The organism is Luteibacter sp. SVR4-7G (genome assembly GCF_056755555.1).
This window is the reverse complement of sequence record NZ_JBPGXO010000003.1, coordinates 83,231-98,620: the sequence shown is the minus strand read 5'-3', so window position 1 is coordinate 98,620 and position 15,390 is coordinate 83,231. Positions and strand designations below refer to the sequence as shown.

The 15,390-nt window shown below is 62.2% G+C and carries 10 protein-coding genes; 9 read left to right on the top strand and 1 reads right to left on the bottom strand.

The genetic code is table 11. The features are described from left to right. The first annotated feature begins 43 nt into the window (after positions 1-43). From ACR9ZH_RS02120 to ACR9ZH_RS02080, 9 genes are all read left to right on the top strand, one after another. The gene (locus ACR9ZH_RS02120) at positions 44-760 is read left to right on the top strand and encodes a fimbrial biogenesis chaperone (protein ID WP_481289113.1); all 717 of its coding nucleotides are present in this window, start codon (positions 44-46) and stop codon (positions 758-760) included. Between the two features lie 76 nt (positions 761-836). Then, positions 837-3,143: a fimbria/pilus outer membrane usher protein gene (locus tag ACR9ZH_RS02115; protein ID WP_481289112.1), complete on the top strand. Its 2,307-nt coding sequence runs from the start codon at positions 837-839 to the stop codon at positions 3,141-3,143. Positions 3,144-3,148: 5 nt separating this feature from the next. Then, positions 3,149-3,634, top strand: coding sequence for a fimbrial protein (locus ACR9ZH_RS02110; protein WP_481289111.1), 486 nt, complete (start codon positions 3,149-3,151; stop codon positions 3,632-3,634). Between the two features lie 117 nt (positions 3,635-3,751). After that, positions 3,752-4,330, top strand: coding sequence for a single-stranded DNA-binding protein (gene ssb, locus ACR9ZH_RS02105; protein WP_481289110.1), 579 nt, complete (start codon positions 3,752-3,754; stop codon positions 4,328-4,330). A gap of 197 nt (positions 4,331-4,527) precedes the next feature. Beyond that, on the top strand, positions 4,528-6,999 hold the full coding sequence (gene hsdR, locus ACR9ZH_RS02100; RefSeq protein ID WP_481289109.1) for an EcoAI/FtnUII family type I restriction enzme subunit R: 2,472 nt from the start codon (positions 4,528-4,530) through the stop codon (positions 6,997-6,999). Positions 7,000-7,002: 3 nt separating this feature from the next. Beyond that, entirely contained in the window at positions 7,003-8,460 is a 1,458-nt protein-coding gene (locus tag ACR9ZH_RS02095) for a class I SAM-dependent DNA methyltransferase (protein WP_481289108.1), read from the top strand. After that, the gene (locus ACR9ZH_RS02090) at positions 8,457-10,742 is read left to right on the top strand and encodes a restriction endonuclease subunit S (RefSeq protein WP_481289107.1); all 2,286 of its coding nucleotides are present in this window, start codon (positions 8,457-8,459) and stop codon (positions 10,740-10,742) included. The genes ACR9ZH_RS02095 and ACR9ZH_RS02090 overlap by 4 nt, the downstream gene beginning before the upstream one ends. A 3-nt stretch (positions 10,743-10,745) precedes the next feature. Continuing rightward, positions 10,746-13,274 (top strand): AAA family ATPase, encoded by a 2,529-nt coding sequence (locus ACR9ZH_RS02085; RefSeq protein WP_481289106.1) that lies wholly within the window; start codon positions 10,746-10,748, stop codon positions 13,272-13,274. A 4-nt stretch (positions 13,275-13,278) separates the two neighbouring features. Next, positions 13,279-14,574: an McrC family protein gene (locus ACR9ZH_RS02080; RefSeq protein WP_481289105.1), complete on the top strand. Its 1,296-nt coding sequence runs from the start codon at positions 13,279-13,281 to the stop codon at positions 14,572-14,574. 200 nt (positions 14,575-14,774) lie between these two features. Here the strand turns inward: ACR9ZH_RS02080 and ACR9ZH_RS02075 are convergent, their stop codons facing one another. Continuing rightward, positions 14,775-15,236, bottom strand: a complete 462-nt coding sequence (locus ACR9ZH_RS02075) for a PA2169 family four-helix-bundle protein (RefSeq protein ID WP_481289104.1) — start codon at positions 15,234-15,236, stop codon at positions 14,775-14,777. Positions 15,237-15,390 lie beyond the last annotated feature (154 nt).

Below are 15,390 nucleotides of genomic sequence, written 5' to 3'. Positions count from 1 at the left end.
CCGCGGGCCCGGCCGGTCACGGAAACGCACAAAGGAAGGCAGCATGTTACGAACGCTATCGGCGGTGGGCACCGCCGTTCTGCTCGCGTGGACCTCCGTGTCACACGCCGCCGTCGTCATTGCCGGCACGCGCGTGGTGTTTCCCGCGCAGGCACGCGATGTGTCGTTGCGAGTGGAGAACAAGGGAAGCGAACCGGCCCTGGTCCAGGCCTGGATCGACGATGGCGACGAAGCGTCCTCGCCGACCACCGCGCGGGCGCCATTCGCGATCACGCCGCCGGTCTTCCGGATCGACCCCGGCAAGGCGCATACGCTGCGCATCGTGCATGTCGGCCGCGACACACCGCAGGACAAGGAAAAACTGTATTGGTTGAACGTGCTCGAGATTCCGCCCAAGCCGGCCGATGCCGAGGGCAAGAACATCCTGCAGTTCGCGTTCCGTCACCGGCTCAAGTTGTTCCACCGTCCGAAGGATCTTTCCGTGCTGCCGGAACGGGCCGTTGCGAGCCTGCGCTGGTCGCTCGAGCGCGAAGGCGGAAAGCGCCAGTTGCGCGTCGACAATCCCTCGCCTTACCACGTCTCCTTCAATGCCGTCACGCTTCCAGCGGCCGATCTGGGTGGCGGCATGGTCGGGCCGGGGGCGTACACCCGCTTTGCGCTTCCCGATGCCGCCCGCGATATCGCGAAGGCGAACGTGTCCTTCGTGACCATCAACGATTTCGGCGCCGCGATCCCCGGCTCCGCGGCCGTCGAGCCGTGACCGCGGGCGCGTGTCCATGCCGTACGGGAGTGCCGCGAAGCGGCTCGCTTGCCATGTGTTCGCGGGAGGGCTGCTGATGGCGTCCCGCTTGATCCAGGCGCAGGACGCAGCGGTCGTCTTCGATCCCGCATTCCTCCCGGCGGAAGAGGCGGCCACCCTCGACATGTCGCGCTTCGCTCGCGGCAACCCCGTGCTGCCGGGCCATTACGACGTCGACATCTGGATGAACGGCGAGTGGCAGGCGCGCAAGCCGGTCCGCTTCCTGGCGAGGGACGATCACGCCGACGCCACGCCCTGCATCGGGCGCGACGAACTCATCGTATACGGCCTCGACCCGTCCGTACCTTCCACCGGCGACAAGGACCCATGTGCTCCGCTGGAGCGGCGCATCGATTCCGCGGCGGCGCGCTTCGACGTGAGCGAACAGCGCCTCGACATCGAGGTGCCCCAAGCCGCCATGGCACGCCGGAGGTCAGGCGCGGTGCCGCCCGCACAGTGGGATCGCGGCGTGACGGCAGGCCTCCTCGCCTGGCGCGCCAGCGCACGCCGCGCGACGTCGGCTCATCGCAGTTCCAACTCGTTCCACGCCGCTGCGGATGCGGGGATCAACGCCGGCGCATGGCGTCTGCGTCACGCGGGTTCCTGGGCCGGCAGGAAGTACACCGCGCGGCATACCTACCTCGACCGCCCGTTGGCCGCGTGGCGTTCGCAGCTGCGTATCGGAGCCTTTCCCCTCGCCGACGACATGTTCGAACCGGTGCAGCTGCGCGGCGTCTCGGTCGCCAGCGACGCGCGCATGTCCGCCGACGCGCTGAGCGGCTATGCGCCGAGAGTGAAAGGCGTGGCGGCGGCCCGCGCCACCGTCCGGATCACGCAGGGCGGCATCCTGCTGCGCGAACTCGTCGTACCGCCTGGCCCGTTCGAAATCGACGACCTGTACGCGGCGGGGCGCGGCGGCGACATCGAGGTCGACATCGAAGAGCACGGACACCATCGGACGTTCCGGGTGCCCTTCTTTCCCGTGCCCGAACTCCTGCGCGAAGGACGTACGGCCTATGCGCTCAGCGCGGGTTCCCCGGGCATCGTCCAGGCCAGCTGGCGGCACGGCTTTCCAGGAGATGCCACGGCTTATGCCGGCGGGCGGCTGTCGCGCGGAGAACGTTCCGTAATGGTCGGTGCGGCGATCGCCAGCCTGGCGGGGGCGTTCTCGCTCGATGTCACCCGTGCCCGTTCGGGTGCCATGCTCTGGCGTGCCCGGCACGGCAAGCTGTGGGCCGAAGGAACGCTCGTGTCGCTTGGCGTCGCGCACGGCCGCGAGCGCGGTCGCGATCGGGCAAGAGCGTGGAGCGGGCCGGTGCGGCGGGTCGACGTGCTCGTACAGCGGGATCTGGGCAGCCAGGGCAGCCTCGGGCTGAACGCTTCGCACCTCGCCTATGGCCGCGGCCACGGCGGCGCGTTGGAGCAGGCGCTGTCGTGGGCTCGCGCGTGGGGGCTGCTGAGCATGGACCTCACATTGAGGCGGTCGCGCCGGCACGGCTTCGCCGGCAGCGACAGTGACATGTCAGGGCAATTGTCGCTGTCCATGCCGCTCGGTCTCGCGGCTGCCGCCCCAAGGGTGCACGCGACGATCCTAGGCGGCGCCCACGCCAGCGGAGGACGCCTGGCCCTGCATGGGCATGCCGGGGAAGAGGCCACGACGCAGTACGGCGTCGCGGTCGGGAGGAGTCGCAGCCAGGGTAGCCGTATCGACGCCTCGCTCTCGCAGCGCACGGCAGCGGGCGAGTTCAGCGCGGCGATCGATCGCTCGCCCGGGACGCAGGCCGCTTCGGTCTCCGCGTCGGGTGGCCTCGTCATCCATCGCGGCGGCGTCACGATGGCCCAACGGCTGGGAGACGCGGTCGCGCTGGTTCAGGCCGGCGGCGCGCATGGCGCCGGCGTCACGGGAGGCACGGGCGTCCGGATCGGCCGGCGCGGCTATGCGGTCGTCCCTTATGTGACGCCTTATCGCTGGAACGCCATCGATCTCGACCCGGCCGGTACGTCCCTCGACGTCGGGTTCCTTTCGACCCATCGCCGTGTGGCTCCCACGGCCGGTGCCGTCGTTCTCGCGACCTTCGAGACGGAACTGGCGAAGACCTTCCTCGTGTCGGGCCGCCTCGCGGACGGCCGTCCGCTGCCTTTCGGAGCCGAAGTGGTGGATGCGGCCGATCGCTCGGCAGGACTCGTCGGCCAGGGAGGGCGGATCTTCCTGCGGAGCGAGCACACCAGCGGCCAGTGGACCGTGCGCTGGTCCAGCGAAGGGGCTGGCCAATGCGTCCTCCGCGTCCAGGCCAGCGAACCAACCGCCACCGGCGATCCGGGACTCACGGGAGTATGTGAATGAACAGGATGAAAGTCTTAGTCGCCGCATGGCTGCTCGCATGCCCGGCTATTCGCGCCGACGACCGTCTCGCTTTCCAGGTTCGCGGGGCCGTCACCCCGTCCTGCAGCCTCGTGTCCGACCGCATTCGCATCGACCTAGGCACGGTGACCGCCAGCGAACTCGCATCGGTGGGCTCGGTCAGCCGCTGGCGCCGTTCCCACTTCACGGGCACGGGGTGCGTCGGGGCGACGAGGGCGTCGGTCACGCTCCGGGCTACGCCTTATGCGCCCAATCCTCGTTATATCGCCCCGGTCGGCGACGCGAGGGGCGTCGTCATCGAGATGCAATCCGCGGGCGGACAGGCCCTTCCTCCCGATGGGACGACCCCGGTTCAATTCGCCTGGAGCAGCGGCGTTCCGGAACTGGGCTTCCGAGCCCGCTACGTCCGCGTCGGCGGCCTGCGGTCGGGCAGCGCGGGGGCCACGGCCCAGATCCAGATTCGTTGGGAATGAGGGCTGACGGCCTATGCGGCGGCATCCGGCGCCTGGTTTGCCAGCCGCCTGGCCTTCGACGAAACTACACGGTCCGTCCCGCTATGATGGGCGGGTACACGCACACGAGGTAAATCCATGGCACGCGGCATCAACAAGGTCATCATCGTCGGCAACCTCGGCGCGGACCCGGAAACCCGCTACACCGGCAGCGGCACGGCGATCACGTCCTTGCGCATCGCCACGTCGGAAAACTGGACCGACAAGCAGTCGGGCGAAAAGCAGGAACGCACCGAGTGGCACCGCGTGAAGCTGTTCGGCAAGCTTGCGGAAATCGCGGGCGAATACCTCAAGAAGGGCCGCCAGGTCTACATCGAGGGCTCGCTACGGACGGACAAGTACACCGACAAGGACGGTATCGAGCGCTACTCGACCGACATCATCGCGAACGAAATGCAGATGCTCGGTGGCCAGGGCGGCGGTGAGGGTGGCGGGTTCGGTGGCGCCCAGGGCGGCGCACGTCCCCAGCAGGCGCGCGGCGGCCAGGCGGCCGGTGGCGGCGGCAACTGGAGCAGCGGTGGCGGCCAGCAGCGCAGCGGCTATGCGGGCGGCTCGCGCGGTGGCGACGACTATGAGCAGCCGCGCGGCGGCAATGCGCCGCAGCGTTCGGTGCCTCCGGCCAACGAAGGCTTCGACGATGACGATATTCCGTTCTAGGCCATACGTTAAACTGTCCTTGTACGGTTTTAGCTTGCAAACCCCCGATTTGTCGGGGGTTTTTCTTTTCCAGAATGAACGTTGCACGTAATTCAATCGCGTCAAAGCCCGGTGTGGCTCCCGCAGCAAGGGAAGGTAGCTGTTTGTTAAGCTCTCGGAACCGCCTCTTTCTCTGAGGGGTATTCAGGGGCTCAGCAGTGGCTACAGAGGCGAAACTTAGCGAACGCGATATCTGCACGAAGTTCATCACGCCGGCACTCATAGCCGCCGGTTGGGATGTGCAGACGCAGATCCGAGAGGAGGTCAGCTTCACCAAGGGCCGCATCATCGTGCGGGGCAGGCTGGTTACTCGCGGCAAGGCCAAGCGAGCCGATTACGTCCTCTACTACAAGCACCTGCCGCTGGCGCTTATCGAGGCCAAGGACCACTCTCATGCCGTCGGCGACGGCATACAACAGGCCTTGGGCTATGCCGAAACGCTTGACATCCCCTATGTGTTTTCGTCCAACGGTAAGGGTTTCGTTTTCCACGACCGCAGTGGCGTATCGGCACAGCCCGAGCAGTCGCTGGCAATGGGCGACTTTCCGAGTCCCACCGAGCTATGGAATCGCTACCGCGCCTGGAAAGGACTGGCACCGGACGAAGAGAGCACCATTCTCCAGGCATATTACGAAGACGGTAGCGGCAAGGAGCCTCGCTACTACCAGCGCAATGCCATCAACGCAGCCGTCGAGGCCATCGCCAAGGGGCAGAACCGGATCCTGCTGGTCATGGCCACTGGCACTGGTAAGACCTATACCGCCTTTCAGATTATCTGGCGGCTGTGGAAAGCCGGGCAGAAGAAACGCATCTTGTTCCTTGCCGACCGCAATGTGCTGGTCGACCAGACCATGGTCAACGACTTCCGCCCGTTCGGGCCGGCCATGGCAAAGCTGAGCACCGCCAGCAAGACCATCGAGCGCGCGGACGGTAGTGAGGTCGAGCTCACCCTGGCGCTGGACAAGAAGCGCCGAATCGATCCCGCGTACGAAATTTATTTGGGCTTGTACCAAGCCATCACCGGACCGGAAGAACGGCAGAAGCTGTTCCGCGAGTTCTCCCCGGACTTTTTCGACCTGATCGTCATCGACGAGTGCCACCGCGGCAGCGCCGCAGAGGATTCTGCCTGGCGCGAAATTCTGGAGTACTTTGGCAATGCCACCCAGATCGGCCTTACCGCCACGCCGAAGGAGACCGAATACGTCTCAAACATCCACTACTTCGGCGAGCCGGTGTACACCTACTCGCTCAAGCAAGGCATCAGTGACGGCTTTCTCGCGCCGTACAAGGTCATCAAAGTGCATCTGGATGTCGATGTGCAGGGCTACCGGCCCAAGGCGGGCGAGACCGACAAGCATGGCTATCTCATCGACGACCGGCTCTACAACGAGAGGGACTTCGATCGGACCCTGGTGATCGACGAGCGCACCCAGCGCGTGGCGAAGTGGATCTCCGACTACCTCAAGCAGAGCGGCGACCGCTTCCAGAAAACCATCGTGTTCTGCGTCGACACCGAGCACGCCGCGCGCATGCGCCAGGCGCTGATCAACGAGAACGCCGACCTGGTGCAGCAGAACGCCCGCTATGTCATGCGTGTCACCGGCGACGATAGCGAGGGCACCGCCCAGCTCGGCAACTTCATCGATCCGGAGTCCACCTATCCGGTCATCGTGACTACCTCGCGTTTGCTCTCCACCGGCGTGGACGCGCAGACCTGCCGCCTGATCGTGCTGGACCGCGAAGTCGGCTCCATGACCGAGTTCAAACAAATCGTCGGGCGTGGCACCCGCGTGCATGAGGACACCCACAAGTACTACTTCACTCTGGTGGATTTCCGAAAGGCTACCAACCATTTCGCCGATCCCGATTTCGATGGCGAGCCGGTGCAGATCTACCAACCCACCGAATACGATCCGCCGGTGCCGCCCGACGATGTCCCGCTTGATGACGAAGGCATGCCGTTGCCACCGAGGCCCACCGACGAAGAAACCATCGTCGACCAGCCAACGCCCGAAGTGCCGCCTCCCGGTACCAGAGAGGACCCACCGCGCAAGTACTACGTCAGGCAACGCCCGGTCACTGTGGTGCTGGAGCGCGTGGAATACCTCGACGACTTCGGAAAGTTGGTTACCGAGTCCCTTAGGGACTACAGCCGCAACACTATCCGCCGCCACTTCACCAGCCTGGACGCCTTTTTGCGTCGCTGGCGCGAAGCCGAACGCAAGGAGTCGGTCATCGCCGAGCTGGCCGAAGAAGGTCTGCTGCTGGAGCCACTGCAGGAAGAAGTCGGCAAGGATCTGGACCCATTCGACCTGATTTGCCACATAGCCTTCGACCAGCCTCCACTCAGTCGCCGCGAGCGCGCTAACAATGTGACCAAGCGCGACGTGTTCACCAAGTACGGCCCCCAGGCACGCGTGGTGCTGGAAGCACTGCTCGACAAATACCGGGATGAAGGCGTGGTCGCCGATATGGATAATGTGCGGGTTCTGGAGGTCCCACCCTTCAACACGATGGGCACGCCCATCCAGCTCATCAAACCCTTCGGCGGCAAGGCCGGCTTCGAGCACGCCGTGCACGAGCTGCAGAACGCGCTTTACGCCAGCGAGACACAACAGGAATCCGCGTAACCCATGTCAATCCGCACCACTGTCAAGTCCATCCAGGATCTCATGCGCCAGGATGCCGGCGTCGATGGCGATGCCCAGCGCCTTTCCCAGCTATGTTGGATGTTCTTTCTTAAGATCATCGACGACCAGGATCAGCAGCTGGAGTTGATGCAGGACGACTACAAATCGCCGATTCCGCCACGCCTGCAGTGGCGCACCTGGGCTTCCAATCCCGAAGGTGACACAGGCGAGGCGCTGATGACCTTTGTCAACAACGACCTGTTCCCCTCGCTCAAGGACATACCAGCGCGGGGCAAACAAGCCAATCGCGCACGAGTCATACGTGAGGTGTTCGAGGATGCCCATAATTACATGAAGTCTGGCCACCTGATGCGTCAGGTGATCAACAAGATCAACACCGTGGACTTCAACGATCTGGCCGAGCGCAAGCACTTCGGCGAGGTGTACGAGCAATTGCTCAATGACTTGCAGAGCGCGGGCAATGCTGGCGAGTACTACACGCCACGCGCGGTCACAGCCTTCATGGTCGACCGCATCGACCCACGCCCCGGCGAAAAGCTGTTCGACCCGGCCTGCGGCACCGGCGGCTTTCTCACCTGCGCCATACGTCACATGCGCGACCGCTACGTGAAAACCGTCGCCGACGAGAAGGCGCTACAGGCCGGCCTACGCGCGGTCGAAAAGAAGCCGCTCCCGCACATGCTCTGCGTCACCAACATGCTGCTGCATGGCATCGAGGACCCCAGCTTCGTGCTGCACGACAACACTCTGGCCCGGCCCTACATAAGCTGGGAGAAGAAAGAGCGCGTCGACATCATTCTCGCCAACCCACCCTTCGGTGGCAAGGAAGAGGACGGTATCGAGTCCAACTTCCCCCCGCACTTCCGCACCAAGGAAACCGCCGACCTATTCCTGGCGCTGTTTATCCGTCTGCTCAAGACGAACGGTCGCGCTGCCATCGTGCTACCCGATGGCTCGTTGTTCGGCGAAGGCGTAAAGACGCGGCTCAAGGAGCACCTGCTGGAAGAGTGCAACCTGCACACCATCGTGCGGCTGCCCAACAGCGTGTTCAAACCCTACGCCAGCATCGGCACCAACCTGCTTTTCTTCGAAAAAGGTAGTCCCACGCAGGACATCTGGTACTACGAGCACCGCGTGCCCGAAGGCCAGAAGGCCTACTCAATGACCCGGCCAATCAAGATCGAGCACCTACAGGACTGCGTTGATTGGTGGGGCGGCGCCAGCCGCGAAGGCCGTTTCGAAAACCCGCAGGCGTGGAAGGTCACGGCGGAGGAAGTCAAAGCCCGCGGCTACAACCTCGACATCAAGAATCCGCATGCCGAGTTCGAGGACCACGGGGACCCGGAAGCCCTGCTCGCCGAACTGGATGCGGTCGAAGCGGAGACGGCGCGGTTGCGCGATCAGCTCAAGGCGATTCTGGCTGAGGCGCTGGCGCGATGAATGTAGAAGGTTTGTTGGCTCACTACGCGCGGATTGCGGATGCGCCAAATGCGATCGCAAAGCTCCGTCGGCTGGTAGTGGATTTGGCGGTGCGCGGAAGGCTCGGGACTCAAAAGGCCGGCGAATCCGTGGCCGGCGCACTGGGGCGACTAGCTGTAGAAAACGCCAAGCGAGCCCAAAAGATATCCAATTCAAAAAAGCTGTTTGGTACGCCGGGGAGCATCATAAGGCAGCTACCGGTACCTCCGCGATGGGCAATAGTTCGCTTGGGTGAGGTATTGCAGATGTTCAATGGGCGTGCTTTTAAGTCGACCGATTGGATTGACGAAGGGCTCCCCATTGTACGGATCCAAAATCTGAACAATCCAAGCGCGCCATACAATTACTGCGACCCCAGCTCCGTCGATTCGCGTCACCTGATTCACGCAGGCGAGTTTCTTATTAGCTGGTCGGGAACGCCTGGCACCTCGTTTGGCGCCTTCATCTGGAAGCGTGGTACCGCTGCGTTGAATCAGCATATCTTTCGCTGCGTCCAGGTTGGAGAAGTCTACGCGAAGGAGTTCCTTCGCTTAGCTATCAACAGCCAACTTGACCTGCTGATTAGTCAAGCACAGGGAGGTGTGGGGCTTCAGCACGTCACGAAGGGCACCCTAGAATCTTTACCCTTACCGCTGCCACCACTTGAAGAACAGCTTCGCATCGTCACGAAGGTCGATGAGCTGATGGGGCTGTGCGACCAGTTGGAAGCGGCGCGGGCTCAGCGCGAGGCCACTCGCGACCGACTTGCGGCGGCCAGCCTGACCCGCCTCAACACCACCGATCCCAACACCTTCGCCGCCGACGCTCGCTTCGCCCTCGACGCTCTCCCCGCCCTCACCACCCGCTCCGACCAGATTAGGCAGCTCCGCCAAACCATCCTCAACCTCGCCGTCCGCGGCAAGCTCGTACGGCAGTTTGCTTCGGAAAGCCTCGCCTTAGAATTAGTCGAGCTTATCAAAGCAACGGGGCGCAAAAGCAGGCTCGCGTTGCCAGCCGATGATGATGCGTATCCGTATGAAATTCCGGCGTCGTGGTCTTGGTGTCGTCTAGGGGCGCTAACAACGTCCGGCCCACAAAATGGAATATCTCCCAAGCCGACGAAAACGCTGGGTGCGACGAAAGCTATAACTCTTACCGCCACAACTCGCGGAACTTTTGATAGGACGCAGTTCAAGCATGTGGAAGGGAGTTTTTCGGCTGACAGTGAATACTGGCTGAGGGAAGGAGACCTACTTTTTCAGCGAGGCAATACCCGAGATTACGTTGGCATTGCTGCGATCTACGATGGCCCGCCGCAAGCGTTTGTGTTTCCAGACTTAATTATCAGGGTAAGAATAAACAAATTGGTAAATCTTCGATTCATTCATCTTGCATGCGTCGCACCACCTGCAAGAGGCTATTTTTCGCACCGAGCATCTGGGGCGCAATCGACGATGCCAAAGATCAACCAAGGGATCCTTGTTTCGCTCCCAATTCCTCTCCCTCCGCTCGCAGAGCAACAACGAATAGTTTCGAAAGTTGATGAACTCATGGCGCTGTGCGACCAACTTGAGAACAGCCTCGCTACCGGCGAAACGACCCGCCTCCGCCTGCTCGACGCTCTGCTGCAAAAGGCGCTTGCCCCTGTCGCCATGGTGCGCAGCGAGTATCCGCGCGCGGCGGTGAGCGGTTACGTGATCTCTCGCCTCGCGTCCAAGCGCAACTTCGGCCGCACCGCGCACATGAAGTACCTCTTTCTTGCCGAGGCCCGTCTTGGTATGAAACTGGGCGGTCGCTTCATGCGCGAGGCCGCCGGCCCCTTGGACACCGGCATCTACGAGCTAGAGAAGCAGGCCGAGGCTGCTGGCTGGTACACCCATCGCTTCGAAAAGCTCGCGTCCGGCAAGGAGAAGGTGAGCTACCAACCGGGCAAAGCGCTCGATGCGTTGGTGGAGGAAGGTATCGCTGTGCTCGGTCCAGTACGCGCTGAGATGGATCGCCTGATCGAGCTCCTGGGTGGTTTGAAGACCGAACAGGTGGAGATCATCGCCACGCTTTTCGCCGCTTGGAACGACGCCCTGCTCGACGGCCACATTGCGGACGATGACTGGATCGTCAAAGAGGTACGCGAGCACTGGCATGCCAGCAAGCAGCGCTTCGCGCCTGCCGAGCTGCACAAGTGGCTCGGGTGGATGCGCCAGAACGATGTCGTTCCGCTCGGCCACCCGCCTCGCACGATGCAACAAACCACAATGGAGCTGTGACCCATGGCCTTCAGCACGGACGACATCTTGTGGCGCGAGTTTCTTCAGGTGTGGCCGCTGGAACGGCTACGGGACATGACCCTGGCCGAGTACACCACGGCGGGAGACAAGGACTGCTTCATCTACTGGCTGGAGTTCCGGCTTATTGATTACGGCAGCATCGCCGGGGGTTCCGCCTTCAAGTTTGGAATCTTTTCCCGCAAGGACACTGGCGCGCGCGAGGGCGACACGTCCTTGGCTTACGACGACCACTACGGCTGGTACCGCCGATTCGGCAACTCTCCCGAAGAGGCATTTCGGGCCATCCATGGACATGTGGTAGCCGTCGCTGAAGCTTCTCGTGACGGCCGACTGGACGAAATCGACAGCAGCCCGCTCGGCGCGGCCTATCGCTGGAAGATCGCCTTTCACTATCAGCCGCTGCAGAACCCTAGCATCCCCTGCGTATACGTGCGCAAACCTCTTCTGCACTTTCTCGGCCTGCCGGCTTCGGATAGTACGACACCTCAAGCTGAGCTCTACCGATCCCTCGCAAAGTTGCGCCAGATGGATGAAAGCATCTTCGCGTTCAGCGAACGGCTCTGGAAGGACTGGGTGGCCAATGTACCGTTTGTCGTCAAGCTGAGCGAGGGAGCCATCAAGCACGGCTATCTCCCAGTCAATCTCATCTCCGCCCCCTTTCCGGAGACCATGTACGGCGGCAAGACGCAGGACGCCGCCGCCGACATGGCCCGCTTCCGCACCGACACGGGCCTGGAGTTCGACACCGACATACGCGTCTCAAGCCCTGGCAGCGGTCGTCTGCGTCACCGGCTGGGCAGCTACTTCAAAGACATTGGTGCAGCGGCCGGGGACGTCATCACTGTTACCCAGGACGGCGAGGGGACCTACCTTTTGCTTTCCAAGGTGGCGGCCCATCCAGCCGGTCCGGCGGCACCGGCAGCAACAACCTCCGCTCCGGCATCGGCGAAGGAGGCCGCCGCCGAGCGCCCCCCTTTGAATCAGATCCTTTTCGGACCGCCGGGGACGGGAAAGACCTACCAGGCCATCGAGAAGGCTCTGGAGATCCTCGACCCTTCATTTCTCTTGCAGTTGGGCGATGACGAAAGCGACGAGCGCCGGAAGGCGCTCAAGCAGCGCTACGACGAACTGGCAAAGGAAGGCCTTGTGCAGTTCGTCACCTTCCACCAGAGCTTCAGCTATGAAAACTTCGTTGAGGGCTTGAGCGCCAGTTCCGATCCGGACACCAGGCAGGTCCGCTATGACGTGGAGGACGGTGTCTTCAAGGAGCTCTGTGAGTCGGCACGCACCCGATTGGTACGCAGGAGCGATGACGCCTCACTGGAACTTTCGGGTCGGCGCATCTGGAAGTTTTCGTTGGGCGACTCGAGCACCGAGGGACACATCTACGAGGAATGCATGGAGAAAGGCCTTGCCCTGATGGGCTTTGGCAACAACGCAGACTTTTCTCACTGTCAGTCCCGCGAAGATATCCAGAAGGTGTTTGCTGCCTCCGGAGATCCCCTCTCGCTTGGCGACTATCCAATCACGGCGATCAACACGTTTGTCCGCCAGATGAAGAGAGGCGACCTCATCGTCGTCAGCGAAGGCAACTTAAAGTTCCGCGCCATTGGCGAGATTACCGGCGACTATCATTTGGTCGCTCGCGACGGTGACGACTACTCTCAGGCACGAACCGTACGCTGGCTTCGTGTCTATAAACCCGCGCTACCCTACGGCGCGCTGATGGAAAAGCGCTTCCAACAAAAAACGACTTACGAACTGCACCCAGGCTCGATCAACCATGACAAGCTCCGCGCGCTGCTGAAAGCGGAGGACGGTGCGGCGGGCGCCGATCATCCACGTGTATTGATCATCGACGAGATTAACCGAGGCAACGTCTCGCGAATCTTTGGCGAGCTGATCACGCTGATTGAACCCTCTAAGCGCTCAGGTGCTGCCGAGGCGCTGGAGGTACTGCTGCCCTACTCGAAAGATCCATTCAGCGTGCCGGACAACGTGTACCTGATCGGCACCATGAATACGGCAGACCGTTCATTGGCCGGCCTCGACATAGCGCTTCGTCGACGCTTCGACTTTGTGGAGATGCCCCCTAGGCCGGACAAGCTGACTGGCATCAAAGTGGCCGGGATCGACATTTCGGCTGTACTTGAGACGATGAACCGCCGTATCGAGGTCTTGCTCGATCGCGACCATCAGCTTGGCCATGCCTATTTCATGTCACTCGAGAATAGCAACGACCTGTCGAGGCTGTCGAGCATCTTCCGTCAGCAGATCATCCCGTTGCTTCAGGAATACTTCTTCGAGGACTGGCAGCGCATTGCGTGGGTACTGAACGATCATCGCAAAAACGAGCGATTCCGTTTCGTCGTGCCCGCCGCTTATTCCATGGACTCGTTATTTGGCGACACCGGTCAGGTGGCGCAGGAAGCCAAGGCATGGCGGATGAACGAAGACGCCTTCGGCAGACCGCAGAGCTATCTGGGCATTCTCGGCGTAGGCAAGGTCTGAACAGGTGCGCGAGCCCGTCGTCGTCAGGGAATACGCTCGGCTAACCACGTCCGCCGTCACCGACGAATCCCTCGACATCGCCCGTGTGCCGGAATCAGCGTTTGATTGGCTGTGCCAGGAAAGTGCTCGACTGCAAAAGTCGGGTGCCGCTCTGGTGCAGGTGGACGACCGCCGATGGTTGCGGCTGGACAGCTATGTTGGGGTGATCGAAACACCCTGCGGTACGCGCATCGAGGTCCTGCCAAAAACAGTGGAGCATGGCGACAACAGGGGCGCGGCGCGTCGGCTGCTGCGCAAAATGCTGGCTCGCTGCCTGGAGGTGCCTGCCCGTAAGACGTCGCCGACCGATATCCAGACCTTCGATGCGCCGCTAACCGAATGGGTGATGCGTCAGTTCCTGGAGGCGCTAGACCGGCTGGCAAGACGCGGCCTGCGTTTTGACTACCACCGCGTACAAGAGGAGCAGCGCTTTTTGCGCGGCCGGTTGGAGGTCCCGCGCCAGCTCCGCCAGCCGCCTGGACGCGACCACTTCTTCCAGGTCGAGCACGACGTGTTTGACGCGGACCGCCCCGAGAATCGGCTGTTGTGTCTGGCGCTGGATCGTGTCTGCAGGTTTACCCGCGACGCCGATAATTGGCGTCTAGCTCACGAGCTGGCGACCCTGCTCGCACCGGTGCCACGCAGCCGCAACGTCAACGACGACTTCCGCCATTGGCGCCGTGATCGTTTGCTGGCGCACTACGAGCCTGCACGCCCGTGGTGCGCCCTGATTCTCGGCGAACAGACCCCGTTGTCGGTATTAGGGGAGTGGCATGGCACCAGCTTGCTTTTCCCGATGGAAAAGATCTTCGAGCGCTATGTTGAAGCCTGTCTACGAAGGACGCTTCCACCGGACGCAACGCTCAAGACGCAGGTATCCAATCAGTACCTGTGCGGTCACGACAATCAGCAATGGTTCCAGCTCAAGCCCGACTTCCTCATCAAACGGGGCGAGCAAACCTGGGTGCTGGACACCAAATGGAAGCTGCTCGACCAGTCCGTGGGTGGCAATAAGGATAAATATGGGCTCAGCCAATCTGACTTCTATCAGCTGTTCGCCTATGGTCATCGTTACCTACCCGCCGCGGGAGAGATGTTGCTGATCTACCCATCAACAGCCCGATTCGATCGCCCGTTGCCAGCGTTCGCCTACTCCTCTCTACTGCAGCTAAGGGTGGTGCCGTTTCATCTTGAGCGAGGTTGCATCGCGGTCGGGCAAGAAGAGGCTTGGTGTCCTCCTTGGATCCGACCGTCAGCCTGATGCCCTGCCGCGAGAGCGACCGCTTCTGTAACCTGATCATCAATCTGAAATTGGATGCCGGGGATCAGGCCGGCAAACTCATAATCCAGCCGTGCTGGAAACTGGTAGGTCGGAGCACAAAAAAGCCCAGAAGCCGGACGTGAGTCCAACTCCTGGGCGCACTCACTCTTCGTGTGACTTCCCTGTTCGAGACGCGCCTATCAGTGCGTCCCGTGCAACGAATGCTTCAGATCGCGCATCTGGTCATGCCCGGTCTTCACCGAAACATACGCTTCGTTGATCGCCGAGCGCGTGCCTGCGCTGACGTCGTTGTCCTTCAGCGCATCTTCGTACTTGTGCTTGATATGGTCCTCGCCACGCTCGACTTCGTCGACGATGGCGGTGTCGTCCTTCGAGCTCATCTTCGCCCGCAGTTCCACGAACATGCGGTGGGCCTTGGCGAGCACGGTGCCGTCGTCTTCCGGATTGCCGCCGAGCGAACGGACCTGCTGCTGCAGGCGCTGGGCGACCTGGCGCCGCTCGGCGGCGCGCTGCTGGAACAGGGCGGCATAACGGGTGTTTTCCGCATCCTTGGCAGCTTCGCCATAACCCTCGGCGCTGTCGATCGTCGTCTCGATCAGGGTGTTGAGGACCTTGATGTCGTGGTCGGTGCTGCTGCTCATCGTTCTGGGCTCCTTGGTGACTCACGGAGAGTCGTTCTGGGAGGTGCAGCTTCGCGGTTGGGACGTGCAGCGGTTCGTGAAGAGCGTGTCTGGCCGGCGACCACAACTCTTTCTCGTTCATTCATGCGAGGCCATTGCATACTCGCCAGTCACG